General features: G+C 36.1%; 1 pseudogene. It reads right to left on the bottom strand.

What is annotated here, in order from left to right:
* Positions 1-418: 418 nt before the first annotated feature.
* Positions 419-534, bottom strand: a pseudogene (locus KJS58_RS24855) (IS30 family transposase); the annotation flags it as partial.

Here is a 534-nt window from a genome sequence, read left to right on the forward strand (position 1 = left end):
CATATGACTTGATAACTTTCTCTTCAGTTTGATCAATGTTCACCCATTCGTTATGTCCTGATACGTTTATCATCACCATTAATACGAGTACTATGTAGTTAAACACTCTTGTTCCTCCTTAATAAAAAATCCATGTTTTTATTAAGGTTACCTGAGCAAAACTTATTATTCATCGAGATAAAGTTTCGTACCTTTCGTCGCGCTATCCTACTCTGCCGGTTTGCATAACAAAAAGGGAGCAGTTGCCAACTGGTAAGCTGCTCCCTGCTGTGTTCAACTAACGTTTTTCGTTAGCTTAATGAGTTATCTCTAATAAAATCAATCATTCGGCTCCTATAGAAATTAACTAAAAGAAAAGATTGTGAATTGTGCTATTAAGTAAACAGTAATGAGTACATTTATTGCAAGTGACGGATTGTCAATCCAAGTGCGACACTTCTTCTTCAAATGATTCGTGAGCAGTTTTCCATCCTAAACATTTCCTTGGTCTGTTGTTAATAAGTTGGAGGGCATGTTCTAATTCTTCCTCAGTCA

Origin of the sequence: Paenibacillus sp. J45TS6, assembly GCF_018403285.1 — a bacterium.
GTDB lineage: Bacteria > Bacillota > Bacilli > Paenibacillales > Paenibacillaceae > Paenibacillus.